General features: G+C 69.8%; 13 protein-coding genes. 7 read left to right on the forward strand and 6 right to left on the reverse strand.

Features of this window, described 5'->3' with window-relative positions; translation table 11 throughout:
* Window positions 1-5: 5 nt before the first annotated feature.
* From ACZ63J_RS20450 to ACZ63J_RS20460, 3 genes are read right to left on the reverse strand one after another with little or no spacing between them, the layout of a single operon-like run.
* Window positions 6-1,052 (reverse strand): polyprenyl synthetase family protein, encoded by a 1,047-nt coding sequence (locus ACZ63J_RS20450; protein ID WP_465408329.1) that lies wholly within the window; start codon window positions 1,050-1,052, stop codon window positions 6-8.
* The gene (locus ACZ63J_RS20455; protein ID WP_465439552.1) at window positions 1,049-2,482 is read right to left on the reverse strand and encodes a cytochrome P450; all 1,434 of its coding nucleotides are present in this window, start codon (window positions 2,480-2,482) and stop codon (window positions 1,049-1,051) included. The genes ACZ63J_RS20450 and ACZ63J_RS20455 overlap by 4 nt, the downstream gene beginning before the upstream one ends.
* Window positions 2,479-3,531, reverse strand: a complete 1,053-nt coding sequence (locus ACZ63J_RS20460) for a terpene synthase family protein (protein WP_465408333.1) — start codon at window positions 3,529-3,531, stop codon at window positions 2,479-2,481. Before ACZ63J_RS20460 ends, ACZ63J_RS20455 begins: the two co-directional genes overlap by 4 nt.
* A 378-nt stretch (window positions 3,532-3,909) precedes the next feature.
* On the opposite strand from ACZ63J_RS20460, the gene ACZ63J_RS20465 reads away from it, so the two are divergent.
* From ACZ63J_RS20465 to ispG, 3 genes are read left to right on the forward strand one after another with little or no spacing between them, the layout of a single operon-like run.
* Window positions 3,910-4,836, forward strand: coding sequence for a 4-hydroxy-3-methylbut-2-enyl diphosphate reductase (locus ACZ63J_RS20465; protein WP_465408335.1), 927 nt, complete (start codon window positions 3,910-3,912; stop codon window positions 4,834-4,836).
* Window positions 4,837-4,859: 23 nt separating this feature from the next.
* Entirely contained in the window at window positions 4,860-6,695 is a 1,836-nt protein-coding gene (locus ACZ63J_RS20470) for a 1-deoxy-D-xylulose-5-phosphate synthase (protein WP_465408337.1), read from the forward strand.
* Window positions 6,692-7,843 carry a flavodoxin-dependent (E)-4-hydroxy-3-methylbut-2-enyl-diphosphate synthase gene (gene ispG, locus ACZ63J_RS20475; protein ID WP_465439554.1) on the forward strand — a complete coding sequence of 384 codons (1,152 nt, stop codon included), beginning with the start codon at window positions 6,692-6,694 and terminating at the stop codon, window positions 7,841-7,843. Before ACZ63J_RS20470 ends, ispG begins: the two co-directional genes overlap by 4 nt.
* Here ispG and ACZ63J_RS20480 read toward each other — a convergent pair.
* Complete coding sequence (locus ACZ63J_RS20480; RefSeq protein WP_465408491.1) at window positions 7,830-8,144, reverse strand: hypothetical protein; 315 nt, start codon at window positions 8,142-8,144, stop codon at window positions 7,830-7,832. The two genes, ispG and ACZ63J_RS20480, sit on opposite strands and share 14 nt — an antisense overlap.
* Window positions 8,145-8,265: 121 nt before the next feature.
* On the opposite strand from ACZ63J_RS20480, the gene ACZ63J_RS20485 reads away from it, so the two are divergent.
* The gene (locus ACZ63J_RS20485) at window positions 8,266-8,898 is read left to right on the forward strand and encodes a TetR/AcrR family transcriptional regulator (RefSeq protein ID WP_465408493.1); all 633 of its coding nucleotides are present in this window, start codon (window positions 8,266-8,268) and stop codon (window positions 8,896-8,898) included.
* Window positions 8,899-8,943: 45 nt separating this feature from the next.
* Window positions 8,944-9,813 (forward strand): hypothetical protein, encoded by an 870-nt coding sequence (locus ACZ63J_RS20490; protein ID WP_465408495.1) that lies wholly within the window; start codon window positions 8,944-8,946, stop codon window positions 9,811-9,813.
* Between the two features lie 46 nt (window positions 9,814-9,859).
* Here the strand turns inward: ACZ63J_RS20490 and ACZ63J_RS20495 are convergent, their stop codons facing one another.
* Entirely contained in the window at window positions 9,860-10,270 is a 411-nt protein-coding gene (locus ACZ63J_RS20495; protein WP_465408497.1) for a hypothetical protein, read from the reverse strand.
* A 103-nt stretch (window positions 10,271-10,373) separates the two neighbouring features.
* On the reverse strand, window positions 10,374-11,531 hold the full coding sequence (locus ACZ63J_RS20500; RefSeq protein ID WP_465408499.1) for a mandelate racemase/muconate lactonizing enzyme family protein: 1,158 nt from the start codon (window positions 11,529-11,531) through the stop codon (window positions 10,374-10,376).
* Window positions 11,532-11,571: 40 nt separating this feature from the next.
* Here ACZ63J_RS20500 and ACZ63J_RS20505 point away from each other — a divergent pair, with 40 nt between their 5' ends.
* A complete protein-coding gene (locus ACZ63J_RS20505) occupies window positions 11,572-12,318 on the forward strand; it encodes a FadR/GntR family transcriptional regulator (protein WP_465408501.1) in 747 nt (248 codons plus the stop codon).
* A 41-nt stretch (window positions 12,319-12,359) separates the two neighbouring features.
* Window positions 12,360-13,508 (forward strand): Gfo/Idh/MocA family protein, encoded by a 1,149-nt coding sequence (locus tag ACZ63J_RS20510; protein WP_465408503.1) that lies wholly within the window; start codon window positions 12,360-12,362, stop codon window positions 13,506-13,508.
* Window positions 13,509-13,567: the final 59 nt, after the last annotated feature.

The following is a 13,567-nucleotide window of genomic DNA, read 5'->3' on the forward strand; positions in this document are numbered from 1 at the left end:
CGAGGTCAGTGGCGACGTTCGATGAGGACGTTCGCCAGCTCGGTGAGCATGGCGGTGCCCGCCGGGCTCAGGTGGTCCGAGACACTCGACAGCGCGTCGATCGCCTGAGCCGAGTGAGCCGCAGCAGCCTGGCGCGTCACTTCGAGGCCGCCCGTTTCCCGGACGACGCGGACCGCCATGGCCGCGGCGGCGCGGTCTCCCTGTCGCAGCAGCGTGCGAAGGGCAGGACGCTCGCGGAGCGCGTGCACCACCGGCAGCGTGTAGACGCCCTCGACGATGTCGTGCCCGGCCGGCTTTCCCAATGCCTCGGCCGACGACGTGACGTCGAGCAGGTCGTCCACCAGCTGGAACGCCAGGCCCAGGTGATGGCCGTAATCGGCCAGGGCGTCGGCGGCGGCCGCGGGCAGGCCCGCCGCCATTGCTCCGAGCCGGCAGGCTGCCGCCAGCAGCGCTGCCGTCTTGCCGGAGATCGCTTCGAGGTAGGACTCTTCGGTCCGGTCCACGTCGAACAGTGCGGCGGACTCGCGGGCCTGGCCTTCGCAGAGCCGGCTGAACGTGCGCGCCGCGATCGCGCCCTCCTCCGCGCCGAGGCGGGCGCCGGCCAGCAACCCCTGGGCCAGCAGGTAGTCCCCGGCCAGCACCGCGCGGATGTTGCCCTCGCGGATGTTGACGCTGTCGACGCCGTGGCGGGTCGCGGACTCGTCCATCACGTCGTCGTGGACCAGGCTCGCCAGGTGCAGCAGCTCGACCACCGCGCCGGCCTCGACCGCCCGGTCCCGCGCCCGCGGTGCCAGCGGTGTCGCCGCCGCGTAGGCCGTCGCCAGCGTGAGCAGCGGGCGCAGCCGCTTCCCGCCCCCGAGCATGCGGGTGACCACGTCGGAGACGATCAGCGGCTCGGCGGCCGCGACCTCGCCGATCCGGCCGAGGCAGCCGGCGAGGTCGGCGGCGAGGACGTCCGGGCCCGCCAGCTTCGCCACGATCCGATGCGGCGCGGACGTCATCACCCCGGCGACGTTCGCGCCGGGGGAACCTGTGTTCAGCGCAGTGCTCATGACGCCTCTTTCGTCTCGTGCGCCACCGGACATCCGGTGGGCGCGGCCGGCGGCGCGAACCGGTCGGCGACGCGGGCGACGGGTTCCGGCACCATCGGCAGCGGGCCGGTGCCCAGCGACGCCTTGGGCGCGGTGCTGATCCGGTGACCCGGCACCGGCCGCAGCCGCCACCGCGCGACGGTCGCCGCCAGCGTCAAGGTCGTCTCGGCGATGCCGAAGTTGTCCCCGATGCACTTGCGGTTGCCGTGCCCGAACGGGAGGACGGCGTTGCGCGGCAGGTGTTTCGCCCGCTCCGGCAGCCAGCGGTCGGGGTCGTAGCGGTCGGGGTCCGGGAACATCTCCGGGTTGCGGCCGAGGAGGTAGGAGCTGTAGAAGACGGGCGTGCCGGCGGGAAGCCACTTTCCGGCGATCTCGACGTCGCGGGTCGTCGTGCGGGACAGCAGCCACGCCGGCGGGTACATGCGCAGCGTTTCGGTGAGCACACGGTCGGTGTACTGCAGTGCCGGCAGATCGGCGATGGTGGGCAGCCGCCCGCCGAGGACGGTGCGGACTTCCTCCTGCAGCCGGTCCTCGATTTCGGGATGGGTGGCCAGCAGGTGGAACGTCCAGGCCAGCGTGTTCCCGGTGGTCTCGGTGCCCCCGATGAGCACCGTCATCACCTGGTCGTGGATCTCCTGGTCGCTCAACCCCAGGCCGGTGTCCTCGTCCCGCTGGTTGACCAGGATCGACAGCACGTCGCCCTGGTCGACGCCGGCCCGCCGGTATTCGGCGACGGTGTGCGCGATGACCTCTCGCATCCGCGTCTGGGCCTGTGCGAAGGCGCGGTTGCCCTTGCTGGGGATCTTCTCGATCAGCGACGTCGGCGAGATCATCCGGTGGTAGACGCCCCGCATGATCACCGGCATGCACTCGGTCACCGCCCGCACGGCGTCATCGCCGATCCGGGTGGCGAACATGGTGCGCGCGGTGATGCGCAGCGTCAGGCCGTGCGTGATGTCGCTGACGTTGAACGCGGTCCCGGGACGCCACGACGACAGCTCGGCGTCGATCTCCTCGGTCATGAGCTCGGTGTAGTGCGCCATCCGCGCGCGGTGGAAGGCCGGCTGCACCAGCCGCCGCTGCCGCCGGTGGCTCTCGAACCCGGAACTGACCAGGCCGTCACCGACCAGCAACCGGGCCTTCTCGAAGAGCGGACCGCCCTTGTCGAACGTCCGCGAATCGTTCAGCAGCCGGGTGACCAGGTCGTGGTGGCAGGCGATGTAGGCGAGCCGCGGCCCGAGCCGGAACGCCACCAGGTCGCCCTGGGCCGGCAGTGAGGTGAGAAAGTCCAGCGGCTTGCGCCACAACAGCGGCACATGGCCGAGAAGCGGGACGCGGCCCGGCGCCTCGCCGACGGTGTAGGTGGGCGAGTTCTCTTTGACGATGGTCACTTCCACTCCCAGGTCCGGTCGTTCGCGGGGGCCGGACGGAACCGGGCCACCGGTGCGGTGAGGTCGAGCCAGCCCGACGTCGTGCCGTCCCACACCGAGCCGTCGCCGAAGTACCGGGGCGTGAGGTACTCGAACTCCTGGCTGCCGCCGATGAGCAGGTCCATGCCCTTGAGGTACGCGTGGACGTCCGCGCGGTGCCCGAGCGGGCCGGCCAGGACGCGGTCACGCGCGGCGATGTAACCACGCTCGTGGTGCTCGACGAGCTCGCAGAGGCGGTCGACCGCGGCCTGCAGTCCGCGGCCCTCCTTCTGCCACAGCACACGCACCGCGGTCATGGTGTCACCGTCGGCGTGTTCCTTGCGCCAGGAAAGGAGGTCGTTGACCAGGATCATCTGCCGCATGGAGTGCGTGTGGATTTCGGCGAATCCGGGCGTTTCCCGCAGCTCGGTCATGTCGACGCCGGCGGCGTACTCGGTGAACAGCTCCAGGAAGTCGCAGCCGAAACTGTCCTGGCGGACGGCCATGCACGTTTCGTAGTCGGGGATGTCGTCGGTGAGCTTCGACTCGATCTCCGTCGCGCAGCCGCGCAGGAACGCCTCGAGGCTCCCGACCAGCCGCTTCACCTGGTCCGGCGCGAGGCCTGCACTGATGCGCAGCCAGAGGTCGCGCGCCGCACGTCCGTACGGAAGCTTGCTGGCCAGCGCGTCCGCGTCGTCCACATCGGCCAGGATCGCGGCGAAGACCTGCCTCGCGTTGTCGTGGCTGGCGCCCAGTGCCGTCCGGTCGGAGACGAAACTGTCGATGACGGTGACGAACTGGTACCAGTCGGCGATGTTGCGCGCGCGGTCCTCGTCGGCGTGCGGCACGGTCATCGGGCCGTAGATCCCGTTGCGCTGCCGGAGAAAGTACAGCAGCGACTCTTCGTCGGCGAAGCATTCGCCGAGGAACTTCCGCACCCAGCCGTTCGACGCGATCTCGATCTGCGCGGCCTTCGGGTGGTAGGCGTACGGAAGAAGTCTTGGCAGTTCAGGAAGATGGAACTCCTGCACCCCGGAAACGGTGGATGTCGCAGTCATACGGTGGACCCCCATGCTCAGACAGCACGCAGACTGGGCCTGCTCGATGCCGACCGATTCTGCTGACGTCGGCCGAACGGGTCCACTCCGAGCGTGCTTCCCGGAAAGGATCCGCATAGGACAGAAACCTTTCCGCGCAACGGCGACCGGGGAGAGGGCCTCGGGCACGACGGGAGTGGACGCGACTCACTCGAATGCGCGAAGGTGGATGGACGCGGACAGCCGCGAACTGGGGCGTTGTCTTTCGTGAAGCTACCGTGCGCCGCACTGACTCGCATCCTCCTGACGCCGAGGCGAGGACCGAACCGCATGAACACATCGTCCACTGGGCTTTCCGCGGAACGTCGTGCTGTGGGAAGGAAAATCATCCTCGCCGAGCCTCGCGGCTTCTGCGCCGGAGTGCGACGCGCCATCACCACGGTCGAGCGCGCACTGGATCTTTACGGCGCACCGGTCTACGTGCGCAAGCAGATCGTGCACAACCGCCACGTCGTCGACTCGCTCGCCCGGCGTGGCGCCGTGTTCGTCGAATCCGAAAACGAGGTCCCTCCGGGGAGCGTGTGCGTGTTCTCCGCGCACGGCGTGTCCCCGGCAGTGCGGGAAAACGCTGCCAAGCGCGAGCTTCGGGTGATCGACGCGACCTGCCCGCTGGTGTCCAAAGTGCACCAGCAGGCCCGCCGCGACGTCCGCGACGGCAGGATCCTGGTGCTGATCGGGCACAACGGACACGAGGAAACAGAAGGTACGCGAGGGGAATCGCCCGACAAGACGCTCGTCGTCGAGACCGTGGAAGACGTCGCGCGGCTCGACCTCGACGACGACACCCCGCTCGCCTACCTGACCCAGACGACACTTTCCGTCGACGACACCGTGGACATCATCGCGGCACTGCGCGCACGGTTCACCGACCTTTCCGGGCCGCCGGACACCACGATCTGCTATGCCAGCCAGAACCGGCAGACCGGTGTCAAGTCGATGGCCCTGCGCAGCGACCTGATCCTGGTCGTCGGCGCGGAGAACTCCAGCAACTCGGTCCGGATGGTGGACGTCGCCATCCAGGCGGGCGTCCGCGCCCATCTGGTGCCCGAAGTGTCCCAATTGGACGAAGCCTGGCTCGAGAACGTGGACACGGTCGGGGTCAGCTCCGGCGCCAGCGTGCCGGAAGTACTGGTCCAGCAGGTACTCGACCGCTTGGCCGACGCCGGCTTCTCCGATGTGGAGATCGACTTGACCGCCGAAGAGGACGTCGTCTTCGCCACGCCCTCGGCGCTGCGATGAAGGCCAAGCCAGCGAAGGAGGAGATGTCCGTGCTCGAATCCATCCGCTGCCCCGCGGACGTCCGCGCGATGCCCGCGGAGCGCCTGCCCGCGCTCGCCACGGAGATCCGCCGGTTCCTGATCGACAAGATCACCCGGTCCGGCGGGCACCTCGGTCCCAACCTCGGGGTGGTCGAGCTGACCATCGCGCTGCACCGCGTCTTCGACTCACCGCGGGACCGCATCGTGTGGGACACCGGTCACCAGGCCTACGTTCACAAGATCCTCACCGGTCGCGCGGGCGAGTTCGACGGCATGCGCAAGCGCGGGGGTCTGTCCGGCTACCCTTCGCGGGCCGAGTCCGAGCACGACGTCGTCGAGAATTCTCATGCCTCGACCGCTTTGTCCTATGCGGACGGACTGGCCAAGGGGTACCGGCTGCGCGGGGACGACCGCGCCGTCGTGGCGGTGATCGGCGACGGCGCGTTGACCGGCGGGATGGCCTGGGAGGCGCTGAACAACATCGCCGCCGCCCGGGACACCCCGGTGGTGATCGTGCTCAACGACAACGGCCGGTCGTACGCGCCGACCGTCGGGGGACTGGCCCAGCAGCTCGCGGCCGCACGGATCTCCCCGGACTGTTTCCCGAAAGGTGGCGAGGACGCCTCGGCGCCGCAGGTCATGTTCGAGGAGCTCGGGTTGACCTACCTCGGCCCGGTGGACGGGCACGACCTCGAAGCCGTCGAGGCGGTGCTGCGCCAGGCGGCCCGGCTCGGCGGCCCGGTGGTCGTGCACTGCGTGACCAGCAAGGGGAACGGTTACGTCCTCGCGGAGAACGACGAGGCCGACCGGTTCCACGCGGTGTGCGGGATGGATCCGGAGACCGGCCGGCCGCTCGTGGCCGCGCCGCCGTCGTGGACCTCGGCGTTCGGTGCCGAAATGGTGAGGCTGGGGGAAACCCGGACGGACGTCGTCGCGATCACCGCGGCGATGCTCCGGCCGACCGGGCTCAGCGCGTTCGCGAAGCGGTTCCCGGAGCGCGTGTTCGACGTCGGCATCGCCGAGCAGCACGCGGTCACCTCGGCCGCGGGACTGGCGATGGCGGGCATGCGACCCGTTGTCGCGGTGTACGCGACCTTCCTCAACCGGGCCTTCGACCAGGTGCTGATGGACGTGTCGCTGCACCACTGCCCGGTGGTGTTCGTCCTGGACCGGGCCGGCCTGACCGGTGACGACGGCGCGTCGCACAACGGAATGTGGGACCTCTCCCTGCTGAACCTCGTACCCGGCCTGCGGATCGCCGCGCCCCGCGACCACGCGACACTGCGGCGGGCGCTCGACGAAGCGATGGCGGAAACGAATGCGCCGTGCATGATCCGGTTCCCGAAGGGTGCCCTGGGTGAGGACATCGCGACGATCGGCGTACACGGAGGCATGGATGTCCTGCGCGCCGGCGCCCCTGCGGACGTGCTGATCGTCTCGGCGGGCGCGCTCACCAGGCTGTGCCTGGACGTCGCCGACCGGCTCGAAGCGCAAGGTCTCGGTGTCGACGTGGTCGACCCCCGCTGGCTCAAGCCGGTCAACCCGGGCCTCGTCGCCATGGCGGCGGAGTACCGACTGGTCGTGACGGTCGAAGACGGCCTGCGCGCCGGCGGCTTCGGCTCGGCGGTCGCGGCGCGGCTCAGCGAGGAGAACGTGGCCACCCCCGTGCTGCGCTTCGGTGTGCCGAGCCGGTTCCTCGGCCACGGCAGCCGTGCCGAAGTCTTGGCGGAGTGTGGCCTCACCCCGGCGGAGATCGCCGGCGCCGTGGGTGAACGCATGTCGGAACTGCTGTCCTGGCGGGGCGGCACGAGCTGGGAAATGAGCGACAGCGCATCATGAAGATCGACTTGGGAACTCCCGCTTTCGCCCCGACGGTGCTGGGCAAACGCCGCAAGACCCGCCAGCTGCAGGTGGGCCCGGTCGGTGTCGGCAGCGAGCACCCGATCTCCGTCCAGTCGATGACCACGACGCTCACCTCCGACGTCAACGCGACGCTGCAGCAGATCGCGGAGCTGACCGCGGCGGGCTGCGACGTCGTGCGGGTGGCGTGCCCGTCGGCCGATGACGCCGAGGCGTTGCCCGCGATCGCGCGCAAGTCGCAGATCCCGGTGATCGCCGACATCCACTTCCAGCCGAAGTACGTGTTCGCCGCGATCGAGGCGGGCTGCGCCGCGGTGCGGGTGAACCCGGGCAACATCCGCAAGTTCGACGACCAGGTCAAGGAGATCGCGCAGGCGGCGAAGGACCACGGGACGCCGATCCGGATCGGCGTCAACGCGGGTTCGCTGGACAAGCGGATCATGGACAAGTACGGCAAGGCGACCCCGGAAGCGCTGGCCGAGTCGGCGTTGTGGGAGGCGTCGTTGTTCGCCGAGCACGACTTCCACGACATCAAGATCTCGGTGAAGCACAACGACCCGGTGGTCATGGTCCGCGCGTACGAGATCCTCGCGGAGCAGTGCGACTATCCGCTGCACCTCGGCGTGACCGAGGCCGGTCCGGCGTTCCAGGGCACGATCAAGTCGGCAGTGGCGTTCGGCGCGCTGCTGCGCCAGGGCATCGGCGACACGATCCGGGTGTCGTTGTCGGCGCCGCCGGTCGAAGAGGTCAAGGTCGGCATCCAGATCCTGCAGTCGCTGAACTTGAAGCAGCGGAAGCTGGAGATCGTGTCGTGCCCGTCGTGCGGGCGCGCGCAGGTCGACGTCTACACCCTGGCCGAGCAGGTCACCGCGGGGCTGGAGGGGATGGAGATCCCGCTGCGGGTGGCTGTCATGGGCTGCGTTGTCAACGGCCCGGGCGAGGCCCGCGAGGCTGATCTGGGTGTCGCGTCCGGTAATGGCAAGGGCCAGATTTTCGTGAAGGGCGAGGTCATCAAGACCGTGCCGGAGCACGCGATCGTCGAGACGCTGATCGAAGAGGCCATGCGCATCGCCGAGGAGGCCGGGGAGTCCCTCGGCCAGGGCGAGCCCGTGGTCACCGCCGGCTGAGCTTCGTCGCGGGCGGGATCCGCAGGCTTTCCCACAGGACCGTCAGGACGAACAGGGCGAACCAGGCGAGCATCACGACCGTGCTCACGATGAGGACGGCGCCCGCGTCGGTGAGCAGGATGAGTGTCAGGCCGCTGAAGCCCCCGAAGAACGTCGTCACGGTGCCGAAGCCGATCAAGATGACCGTGAGATTGGGCGAGCCGACCGTGGTGCGGGGCAGGACCGGCACCGCGAGCAGGTTCACGGCCAGCGCCAGGACGTTCAGCACGGCGATCGCCCACAGAGTCCACAGCACCGGCACGACGCCTCCCCGGTTCGGTCGTCCCAGGATGTGCCGATCCGGACACAGTGTCAAGACACAGTGTCCGGACTTGCTGTCCGGCTACGATGCGGGTGATCACCACTCGCACGGGGAGACGTTGATGCCCTCTGTCACCCGGCCCGCCGCCGGCAAGCGCCAGGACCGCCGCGACGAGCTGGAGCGCCGCCTGTTCGCGGCCACCGAGCAGCTCGTCGCCGAGGGGGCGAGCTTCACCGAGCTGAGCGTCGAGCGCCTGGCCGCGGCGGCCGGCATCTCCCGCTCGACGTTCTACGTCCACTTCGAGGACAAGGGCGACCTGGTCCGGCGGCTCGCGACCACCGTGCTGACCGAGCTGCGCGACGTGGCCGGCTCCTGGTGGGCGACGGCGGAACACGGCGGCCGAGCCGGCCTGACCACGGCCATCACGGCGATCGTGGACGTCTACCGTCGCAGGGCGCCGGCCTTCACGATCATCACCGAGACGGCGGCTTACGACCCGGCGGTCTCCGCCGAGCTGCGCAGCCTGATGGGATCGATCATCAACGCCACCCGCGAGGCGATCGAACGCGGCCAGGCCGCGAAGGTGATGCGCCCGGTGGTGCCGGCGGAGACGGCGGCGGTCCTGACGTGGATGGTCGAGCGGGCGGGCTACCAGCTGGTCCGCGAAGCCGACCCGGCCCGCGACGCCGTCGTCACCGAGGTCCTCACCGACATCATCTGGACGACGCTGTACACGACGGCTCCCCGAACCTGACAGAAGCCGGTTGATCCCCGACGTCAGCTGGTTCATGATCACGCCGTGGAACTCGACTGGGGCTATTTCCGCCGGCTGTACGAAGGGGTGCTCGAGCACGATGACGGCGCCGGAGGGTGCCGGGCGTACCTGAGCGGTCAGCGGCCGACGGCGGCCGAGCATCTGGCCGAGCTGGAGCCGTTGCGGAAACGCGAGCGAATTCCGGCCGGCGGCTACTCCGGGGACGACGAGCAGCTGTGGCGGATCATGAAGCTGTACGGGCTCAGCCGGGTCGGCGACTACCTGATCGAACGGTTCTGCCCGCCGGGGCTCGCGGTGCACACGGAGTTCTTCTCGGGTATCGGGCTGACTCCGTTCGACGACGCCGAGGCGTTCTCTCCGTTCCACCACGAGGTCGTCGCCGTGGTGCAGGACCCGTCGGCGACGAGGGTGACCGTGGAGGAGGTGGTGTGGCCCGGCCTGTGGTTCGGTGATCTGCTGTTCAGCCGCGCCGGTGTCCGGGTGCGGGCGCCGCGGGACCTCGTCGACGCCAGGGTGGCCACGACCTCGACGCTGTACTTCACGTTCCGCCGCGGGTCGCGTCCGACCGACGACCTCTCGCATGGCTGGGGTTCGAACTCGCAGTGGCGGACATCGTTCATTCGGTTCTACTCCGACGAGGAGGGCCTGCACTTCAACTGGGACGGCGAGGTGGACATCGCGGCCGATCCTCCGGCGTTGCGGGCCGGTTGGTCGGAGGACGAAGTCGAGCCGCTGGACCAGCGCCGGGAACTGGTGCTGCACCGCTGTTTCGTCCGAGAGCCACTGCCGGCCGACGAGAGCGACCGATACCCCTATGGTGATCGGCTCAGCGTGACTGCCGCGGAATGGCCGTTACGTCCGGAGTCGCTCGTGCAGGTGCCGTGGACGAAGTAGGACGCGCTGTGCGCGGACGTCGAACGCCGTGTCGATGCCGCGGCCTTCAGGCCCCGAAGATGGGCACCGACGTACAGGCGTTGCCGTTCACGCCCTTCCACTTGGTGAAAGAGCCGTTGGCGTTCTTGCGCCAGAACGACACGCAGATCAGTGAGCCGTTCGGGAAGTTTCGGTTCACGGTGAACGTGTGGTCGACCTCCTGGTCGGTGGGGCCGGTTAGCTTGTAGCCGTTGGGGCCGAAGACCTCGAAGAATCCCGTTGCCCCGGTCTCGCTGAGCTGTCGCCACGCGTAGACCGTCGCCACCTTGGCGCCGCCGCCGGTGGAGCGGTTGCACAGTGCGTTTGCGTAGCAGATGACCTCGGTGTCGGTGGTTCCGGCGGCCGCCGGGCCGACGAGCGCCGAGGTTGCCGCGACGATGATCGCGGTCAGCGTTGCGCCGCGTTTTCCAGGTCCCACGGTTTCTCCTCCTCGCCGTCACAATGCGCAGCTGAAACGGCCGACCGTGAACGCGGGTTGACGGTTCTCGCGGCATTCACCCGAATGGGGCAGCGGCGCGAAGCTACTCGAACACCCCGTAACCCGCGACGGCGTGGGCCCGCACCCCCGCCATGTCCAGCTCCACGCCGATCCCGGGCGCGTCGGGCAGCGTGATGTACCCGTCCTTCACGATCGAGCCGCTGCCGTCCGGGGCGTGGACGTAGCTGTCCCACACCGCGCGCTCCTCCAGTGCGTGCCACTCCTGCACCAGGAAGTTGGGGATCGCTCCACACTGATGGGACGTCGCCATCGTGCCCAGCGGGGTCGACACCAGGTGCGGGGCGAACGGGACGTAGTGCAGCTCCGCGAGGTTGGCGATCTTCTTCGCCTCCGCGAGGCCGCCGCACTTCGGGACGTCCGGCTCGATCACGTCGACGGCCCCGCGCTCGAGCAGTTCGCGGAACCCCCAGCGCAGGTACAGGTTCTCGCCCGCGCAGATCGGCGTTCGGGTCTGCTCCCGCACGCGCACCAGCGCGTCGACGTTCTCCGCCGGCAGCGGCTCCTCCAGCCACATCAGGTGGAACGGCTCGAGCTCCCACGCGATCCGGCACGCGCTCGGCACGTCGTAGCGGGCGTGGAGATCAATCGCCAGATCGACGTCCGGGCCGATCGCTTCCCGGACGGCCGCCACGCGCTCGACCATCGAGCGCAGCTCGGCGGTGTTGATCGTGTGGTTGAAATCGTCGAACTTGGCCGGGTGATGCAGGTTGTCGATGTCGAACTTGAGCGCGGTGAAGCCTTCGGCGACCATCCGCTGAGCGCGGTCGACGCAGCCCGCGACCGAGCCCGCCGGGTCGTCGCCGTCGCCGCAGTCGGCGTAGAGGCGGATGCGGTCGCGGAACTTGCCGCCGAGCAACCGGTACACCGGCTGGCCCGCGGCCTTGCCCGCGACGTCCCACAGCGCCAGCTCGATCCCGGACAGGGCGATCACGAACACCCCGCTCTGGGCGCCCGCGAAAACCTTGCTGCGGCGCAGTTTCTCCCAGCACCGCTCGACGTTGCGCGGGTCCTCGCCGACCAGCAGCGGCGTCAGGGCGCGGATCATCCCGACGACCGCGCCCGCGCCGGCGTCGGGGTTGGCCTCGCCGAACCCGCTGACGCCCTCGTCGGTGTCGATCCGGACCAGCGTGGCTTCACCGTGGTAGGCGACCACCGCCGTCGTGACGTTCACGATCCGCATTGCTCTCCCGCCACACCAACTTGTCCGATAAGCTGATGACATGCAAAGGAGACAAGAGTCTCCGGACGCTGTCAAGGTCCGGACTCTCCCGGTGCAGGTGGCCGCCCGCCTGACCCGGCGCATCGTCAGCGGCGACATCGAGGACGGCCGCGCCCCGTCGGAGCTCGAGATCTCGAGTGAGTTCGGGGTTTCCCGCGTCGTGGCGCGGGAGACGCTCAAGATCCTCGCCTCGCTCGACATCGTCGACGTCGCGCAGGGCCGCCGGGTCGTCGTGCGCCCCCGCGCGGAGTGGGACTACCTGAGCCCGTTGCTGATCGAGTGGCTGCCCCCGGAGATCGTCGACGAGCTGCTGCGCGAACTGCACCAGATGCGCGCGCTGCTCGAGCCCGAGCTGGCCGCGATGGCGGCGGCCAGCATCTCCGACGAGACGCTGGCCCGGCTCGGCGACGAGATCGAGCGCATGGCGGCGCTCGAAGCGGATCCGGAGGCCTACCTCGAGGTCGACCACGAGTTCCACATGGAGATCTGCCGGGCGGCCGACAACCGCATCCTCGACCGGATCATGTACTCCGCCCGCTGGCTGGGCACGGCCAGCCGGCGCGTCACCAACGAGGCGCAGGCCGGGCTGCGTCGCGCCACCGCCCAGCACACGGAGATCTACGAAGCGCTCGTGGCGCGCGATCCGGAAGCGGCTCGCGCGGCGATGCGCGGGCACCTGAGCAACAACTACTCCACGCTCGTCGCGGAGAAGCAGCAGCGAAGCAAGCGGGCCGCCAAGCGGCGTTAGGACACCCTGGTTCCGGATCCGATGACGAGGACGGACGAGGCATGGCAGCACCTGCGATCGCACCGATCCGCCTGGGGCTGATCGGCACCGGCCTCGCCGTCGAAAAGCTGCACTGGCCGGCCTTGCGCGGCCTGGCCGACCGGTACGCGGTCACCGCGTTCACCGACTCCTCCGCCGGGCAGCGCACGAAGTTCGCCGGCTACAGCGGGGTCGACCCGGCCCGGGCCACCGCCGACCGGGCCGCGTTGCTGGCCCGCGACGACGTCGACGCCGTGCTGGTCTCGGTGCCGATCCCGCACCTGTACGAAGTGGCGCGAGACGCCCTGGCGGCCGGCAAGGACGTGCTCTGCGAGAAGCCGGCCGGCGCCGACGCCGAGCAGGCCGCGGCCTTCCTCGCCCTGGCGGCCGGGCATCCGGACCGCACCTTCATGGTGGGGGAGAACTACTTCTACCGCGACGACCTGCGCTACGCCCGCGCCCTGCTCGACAGCGGCGCGATCGGCCGCCCGCACCTGATGGCGTGGCGGTACGCCACGCGGTCGGTGCCGCGGGCCGGCGGGTTCACCGGCACGCCGTGGCGGCAGCGGCCGCGGTACCGCGGGGGCGTGCACCTCGACTTCGGCGTGCACCACATCGCCCAGATCCGGCTGCTCTGCGGCGACGTCGCGCGCGTGCACGGCGCCGTGCGAGCGGCCAACAGCACGATCGACGCACCGTCGGACCTCACGCTCACCCTCGTCTTCACCGGAGGCGCCATCGGCAACTACACCGCGTCCTTCCCCGAGATCCCGGTGCCGCCCGAACCCAACGACATGCGGCTCTACGGCACCGAGGGTGTGCTCGTGCTCGGCGGGTCCGAGGCGGAGCGCCGCGTGACGCGCAGCGGCTCCGACGCCACCACCCACACCACCGTCTTCCGCGGTAGTGACAACGGCTACCGCGCCGAGCTCGTCGACTTCGCCGACGCCGTCCAGTTCGGCGTGCGGCCGGTCGGCAGTGTCGCCCAGAGCGTGGCCAACACGATGGTCGTCCAGCGGGCGCTCGACTCCGCGGACCAGGCGGCTGCACTGGCGCTCGACCCCGTGCCCGGCGCGGGCCCGGTGCCGCTGTGGCGGCCCCGCGGCTCGGCGGGGCTCTTCGACGGGCTGCCCGGACACCGCATCAGCAGTTCGGCGTCTTTCGCCGCATGAACGACCCGCAGCGCGGCACTCGCCGCGCTGTCCCGCCGGTTGCACCGTCGCCCCCGTCG

The sequence above is a fragment of the Amycolatopsis sp. NPDC104863 genome (assembly GCF_055582965.1).

Excerpts from the sequence above, each read along its gene's own strand:
- ACZ63J_RS20450 (WP_465408329.1), bottom strand. The coding sequence starts at position 1,052 with ATGAGCACTGCGCTGAACACAGGTTCCCCCGGCGCGAACGTCGCCGGG.
- ACZ63J_RS20470 (WP_465408337.1), top strand. The coding sequence starts at position 4,860 with ATGTCCGTGCTCGAATCCATCCGCTGCCCCGCGGACGTCCGCGCGATG.
- ispG (WP_465439554.1), top strand. The coding sequence starts at position 6,692 with ATGAAGATCGACTTGGGAACTCCCGCTTTCGCCCCGACGGTGCTGGGC.
- ACZ63J_RS20485 (WP_465408493.1), top strand. The coding sequence starts at position 8,266 with ATGCCCTCTGTCACCCGGCCCGCCGCCGGCAAGCGCCAGGACCGCCGC.
- ACZ63J_RS20500 (WP_465408499.1), bottom strand. The coding sequence starts at position 11,531 with ATGCGGATCGTGAACGTCACGACGGCGGTGGTCGCCTACCACGGTGAA.
- ACZ63J_RS20505 (WP_465408501.1), top strand. The coding sequence starts at position 11,572 with ATGCAAAGGAGACAAGAGTCTCCGGACGCTGTCAAGGTCCGGACTCTC.
- ACZ63J_RS20510 (WP_465408503.1), top strand. The coding sequence starts at position 12,360 with ATGGCAGCACCTGCGATCGCACCGATCCGCCTGGGGCTGATCGGCACC.